4 protein-coding genes are annotated in these 5,418 nt (G+C 68.8%); all 4 read right to left on the bottom strand.

Annotation, left to right across the window (positions count from 1 at the left end; genetic code table 11):
- Positions 1-147: 147 nt before the first annotated feature.
- From ACTHJR_RS20230 to ACTHJR_RS20215, 4 genes are read right to left on the bottom strand one after another with little or no spacing between them, the layout of a single operon-like run.
- Entirely contained in the window at positions 148-2,349 is a 2,202-nt protein-coding gene (locus tag ACTHJR_RS20230) for a GumC family protein (RefSeq protein WP_440525226.1), read from the bottom strand.
- Positions 2,349-3,074: a polysaccharide biosynthesis/export family protein gene (locus ACTHJR_RS20225; RefSeq protein ID WP_440525225.1), complete on the bottom strand. Its 726-nt coding sequence runs from the start codon at positions 3,072-3,074 to the stop codon at positions 2,349-2,351. Before ACTHJR_RS20225 ends, ACTHJR_RS20230 begins: the two co-directional genes overlap by 1 nt.
- The gene (locus ACTHJR_RS20220) at positions 3,071-4,507 is read right to left on the bottom strand and encodes a hypothetical protein (RefSeq protein ID WP_440525224.1); all 1,437 of its coding nucleotides are present in this window, start codon (positions 4,505-4,507) and stop codon (positions 3,071-3,073) included. Before ACTHJR_RS20220 ends, ACTHJR_RS20225 begins: the two co-directional genes overlap by 4 nt.
- Entirely contained in the window at positions 4,504-5,286 is a 783-nt protein-coding gene (locus ACTHJR_RS20215) for an amidohydrolase family protein (protein ID WP_440525223.1), read from the bottom strand. Before ACTHJR_RS20215 ends, ACTHJR_RS20220 begins: the two co-directional genes overlap by 4 nt.
- Between the last annotated feature and the right edge of the window lie 132 nt (positions 5,287-5,418).

The raw sequence follows: 5,418 nt of genomic DNA, 5'->3' as shown, positions 1-5,418 counted from the left end.
TTCGCGCCCACCCCCTCCCCGTCCCCCCCCCCCCCGGGGTCACCATCCCCCCCCCCCCGCCCCCACCCGCTCCGGCTTTTTGGGGTACCCCGTTCGTCTTGGGCCCCCGCTTGCGCGGGGATGACGGGTGAGGAGTCGGCGTCCGATCTACCGGCCGTAGCCATAATCATAGCCGTACCCATAACCGTAGCCGAGATGCGCGCGCTTGGCCTCGAACTTGGTCAGCACCGCGCCGAGCACATTGGCGTGCGCGGTGGCGAGGCGGTCGAGCGCGTTGCGCACCACGCCGGCCTGGGTCGAGCGCGCCTCGACGACGTAAATCACCGCCTCGACCGCCGACGCCACCAGCGGCGCGTCGGCGAGGCCGATGACCGGCGGCGAGTCGACGATGACATGGTCGAACCGCTCCTGCAGCCGCTCGACCAGCACGCGCAGCCGCTCGCCGGTCAGCAGGTCGGCGGCGTTGGGCGGTTGCGGACCCGCCGGCATCACGCTCAGCCCTTGATGGCTGGTGGTATGGACCGCGGCGTCGAGATTGTCGGCACCGGCCAGGAAATTGCTGACCCCGCTCGCGCCGGCGATCCCGAAGGCATTGTGGACCGACGGCGCGCGAAGATCGGCATCGACCAGCACGACCTTGCGATGCGCGCGCGCCAGCGATTGCGCCAGCGCGATCGCGGTGGTCGACTTGCCTTCGCGCGGACGCGTGCTGGACACCGCCAGCGAGCGCGGCATGCCGCGCGCGGTCGACAGCTCGAGATTGGCCTGCACCGCCAGATAGGCCTCGACCAGCGGCGAGCGCGGATCCTCGAGCGCGTCGAGCGGCCCGCCGCTCTTGACCTTGGGCAGAGTGCCGAGCAGCGGCAGCCCGAGCCTCTCCCGCGCCTCGCCGGGATCGCCGATGCCCTCGTCGATCTGCTCGAGCGCGGCGGCCAGCGCGACGCCGGCAAGCCCGCCCGCGAACACCGCCAGCAACAGGTTGAGCATCAGGCTGGGCCGCGACGGCCGGTCGGGCAATTTCGCCGCGTCGACCACCGCGATGTTGTTGTTCTCGATCCCGCCGGCGACGCCGATCTCCTTATAGCGCTGGAGCAGCGCGTTATAGAGTTCGCGGTTGGTGTCGGCGTCGCGCTGGTAGATATTGTACTGGATGCTGCGCTGGCGAAGATCGCTCAGATTGCCCTTGAGCGCATCGACCCGCGCCTGCAGCGCGCGCTCGCGACCCAATGCCGCGGCAAATGCCTGTTGCAGCGAGGCGCGGACCCGGCCCTCTTCGGCGGCGATCGCCGTGTCGAGCACCTGGACCTGCGACTGGAGCGCCTTGGCCGGCGGATATTTGGGTTCGAACTGCGACAGCAATTTGGCATATTCGCCTGCCGCCTCGGCACGCTTCTGGCGAAGATCGGCGATCGCCTGGTTGCCCAACGCCTCGCTGCTCGCCCCGGGCTGGCGTGCGGCGGCGAGCCGGGCCTGCGCCTCGATCCGCTCGGCGGTGGCGGTGGCGAGCGCGCCGTTCAGTGTGGTGATGTCGTCGGTCAGCAGCGAACGATCGCCGCCCCCGCCGGTCGCCGCGCTCGATCCGTCCTTGTTGCCGCCGGCCATCGGCAGGTTGATGATCCCCTGGCTCGAAGCATAGCCGACCGCCTGGCGTTCCGATTCCTCGAGCTTCTGGCGCAATTGCTCAAGGCGCGTTTCGAGGAAGTGCCGGGCGTAATCCGATGCCTCGAACCGGCGTTCGAGATTGCTGTCGATGAAATCCTTGGTCCAGGTCTGGGCGATGCGCTGCGACCAGAAGGGGTCGGGCGTGACCGCGGTGACGTCGACCAGCCGCGATCCGCGCACCGGCGCGACGCCGACATGGTCGAGGAGGATGCGCCCGGCCAATTCGACACGCTTGTCGCGGCGGGCGGCGCTGTTGACGTCGGTGCCGCCGAACAAGTCGTTGCGCCCGAACAAGGCGAAGAAGGCGCGATTGTCGACCGCGCCGAGATCGCGCGCGACGCGCTCGGCAAGCTCCTTGGTCTGGAGCAGGCCATATTGCGTCTGATAGAATTCCTGGTCGCCGATGCTGGCGTCTCGCTCGACGCTGTCGATTTTGGTGACGACGCGCGCGGTCTCGCGCGAAATATCCAGCCGCGCGGTCGAGCTGTACTGGCGCGTCATCATCGAGGTGATGAGCAGGCCGGCGAGCGCGCCGATGCCAACCCCGCCCAACAGCACCCAGCGCCAGCGCGATGCGGCGCGGATCAGCCGGCGCAAGGGCGGCGTGCGCTGCGGATTGGCGGTGACCGGATTGGCGCCGGCCAAGAGCTGGACCTGGCCCAGCATGTGTGGGGAGATCGTGTCCATCACCGTACCCGCTCCAGCGCGAGGATCAGCGGCGTCGTCAGCAGCGGCGCCACCTGGAGGAATTTCTGGAACATCCGCCGCGCGTTCGAATCGCCGACGATGATGATGTCGTTGGCGTAGATCTTGGGGTCGGGATACAGGCCGCGCCGGATCGCGCCGAGATTGTAGAGCGCGGCGAGCGGCTTGCCCTCGACCGTGCGGAATACGACGACGTCGTCGAGCCGGGCATATTCGCCGACTCCCTTGGCGGTCGCCACCGCGCGCATCAGCGTGATGTTGCCGATCGCGGGATAGCTGCCCGGCTGGGCGACCTGGCCGTCGACGGTGAAGACCTGGCTGGTCGTTTCCTCCAGGTTCACGGTGACTTGCGGATCGCGGACGTAGATGCCGCGCAGCCGCTTATCGATGGCGAGCGCGAGCTCCTTGGGGGTCTGGCTCGAGGCGTCGATCTCTCCGACCAGCGGCATCGACAAATGCCCGGCGGCGTCGGTCTGGAACGTGCCGCTCAGCTCGGGCACGCCGAACACCGCGATGTTGAGCTTGTCGAGCGGGCCGACGCGATAGGGCGTGGTGCCGGCGACGAGATCGGTGCCCGACGGTGCCGGCAAGTCCTTGAGCGCGGTCACCGCCATCGGCTCCGACGTCTCTCCCAGCCGCGGGCCGTTCGAACAGCCCGCGAGCAGCAACGCGCCGCCGGCGAGCGCGAGGAGAGCCCGCGCGCTCACAGATGGAACCTCAAGGCGAGCTGGAACACCGTCTGCGCCTGGAATGGGTTGATGCCGAGATCGGTGGCCCGAACGCCGCGCTTGCTGCGAACGTTGAGCGCCTCGGCGAACAGGGTCAGCCGGCTGGTCAGGCTGTAGCGCGCCGCCACGGTCCAGGACCAGCCGTCCTCGCTGTCGAGCGGCGACATCTCGCTGCCATGCTCGCGGGTGTCGAACGCCTCGGCCCGCGCGGTCACCGCGACCTTGTCGCAGAATTGCCGCGTCACCAGCAGATAGGCCGCGTTGAAATAGGTATGGACCCAGGGAACGCCATGTTCCTCGAAACCCATGATGGTCGAGCCGCTCATTCCCTGGATCAGCAGCTTGGTCTTGGTACCGAGATCGGCGTTGATCCCGAGGTTCCAGAACCGCGTACGCCAGCCCCATTGGCCGGTCGGCTTGAACGCCTCGGGGTTGCCGCGATTATCGTAATAGAAGAGCGCGATGCCGAACGGCCAGGGCGGGCGCCAGTCGAGCCGGCCGTAGAAGCCGGGACGGTTGTCGAGTTCGATCGTCGAACGCGTCCTATCCTCCTGCAGCAGGCGGATGAACGAATTGAGCGGCGGCAGCGGGAAATGGCCGAAGCCGGTCGCTTTCTCGTCGTGCAGCGCCCAGCCGCGGAACGACAGCAATGTGCCCGAGGTGTCGTTGCCGGCGAACACGCCGCCGGTCAGCGAGAGCTCATGCTGGCCCAGGCTGGCGCGCAACGTGCCCTCGACCCCCAGTACCTTCACTTCCTCGCCGACCCAGGAATTGATCGCGGACGGGGTGATCGTATTGACCACGCTCCACGCGCCGCCGGTCGAATGTTCGAGCGAAATCTCGGGCCACATCAGCCCGGCGCGCGCCTGGAAGCCGATCTTGCCCTTCTGTTCGGGCAGGAAATTGAAGAACGCCTCGATCAGGTCGAACTTGTTCTCCTGGTCGCGCTGCCAGGCGCCGGACACGTTGGCGGTGAGCGAGGGGGTGAAGCGCGGCAGCCAGATCAAATCGGCTTCGACCGGCACCGCATAACCGCGATAATCGCCATTGGCGGTCCCCTGGAACCGCGTCTTGCCGAGCCCGCCATTGGTGAAGGATGTCTCGCCATTGGCCAGCGCCAGCCGCGCATCGAGCAGGATCGACACCGTGTTCTTCGACAGGATGTCGGTGCGCGGCATCGACGGCGCGGCATCCTGTGGCGGGGTCGCGTCCGCCGATGCGGGCTGGCCGGCGTCGGCCGGCGTCGTCGCCGTTCCGTCGGCCGGCGTTTCTTGCAGCGCCGAGGTCGCAGCCGGTGATGGCGCGGGAGCGGCGTTCGGGTCGGGCGCGGTCTGCGCGGCGGCGGGGAGCGCCGTCATCGCCGCCAGTGCGAGCGCGCTGGCCGAGCCGAGGGGAAGCGCAACGAACTTCATGAATACCTCCCGGAAATCGGGTCTGGGGTGTGCGCGCTGGTCCAGCGCACCACCGTGCCGATGGTCATTTCGCTGCCCCGCCCGGCGAGAGCGCCGAGCTGCGGGACAAGATCGGGACGCGCCACGCGCGGGACGCCGTTCGCGACCACGAGCATCACGTCGGCGGCGCGCGCTTCCGCCAGCGGCCGAGCGAGCAGGACTAGATCGGCCCGCGCACCGGGATCGAGCGCCGGCGTGTCGAGCCCGAGCCGCGCCGCGGCGACCTCACCCACCGAGCTTTCGAGCCGCGCGTCGTTGAGCCCGCCGATCGCGCGCGCCCAGGCCAGTTCGTCGAGCAGATCGCCCGCGCCGGTCAACAGCGAGTCGCTGCCGAGCAGCACATCCACTCCCTCGCCGAGCAGCGCGGGCGGCGCGCTGCGGCCGAACAGGAACAGGTTCGAACTCGGGCACCACACCAAAGCGGCGCCCGAGGCGCGGAAGCGGGCGATTCCGTCGGCGTCCATGCCGACGCCGTGCACGGCGATCAGGTTGCGGGTCAGCAGCCCCTTGGCCTCGGCGGTTCGGACCTCGCCGGCGGCGTCGGTATCGATCCCCTCCGCCAGATGGAGGCCGAACGGGGTTCCCGGTCCGAGCCCGCCAAGATCGGGCGTCATGCCAAGCGAATCCGCGCTCGCCAGCGGCGCGACGCGGAGCGGGAAATCGCGCTCGAACGCCTCTTCCCAAGCGTCGTGGTGGACGACCGTGGTGACCCCGGCGAACAAATTCTTCCACGCGCCCACCAGCAGCGCGTCGCGCCGCGGCCGCGCGCGGCCTTGCGGTTTACGGCGGCGTTAGCGGGGCTGTATGTCCGCCGCCCATTGATAGGAGTTGCGATAGAGCGGCTGCGAGAGCCGCCAATAATGGTTACGGTT

The organism is Sphingomonas sp., assembly GCF_051962185.1.
GTDB lineage: Bacteria > Pseudomonadota > Alphaproteobacteria > Sphingomonadales > Sphingomonadaceae > Sphingomonas.
Note: the sequence above shows the minus strand (reverse complement) of the source record. Positions and strands in the feature narration are given on the sequence as shown.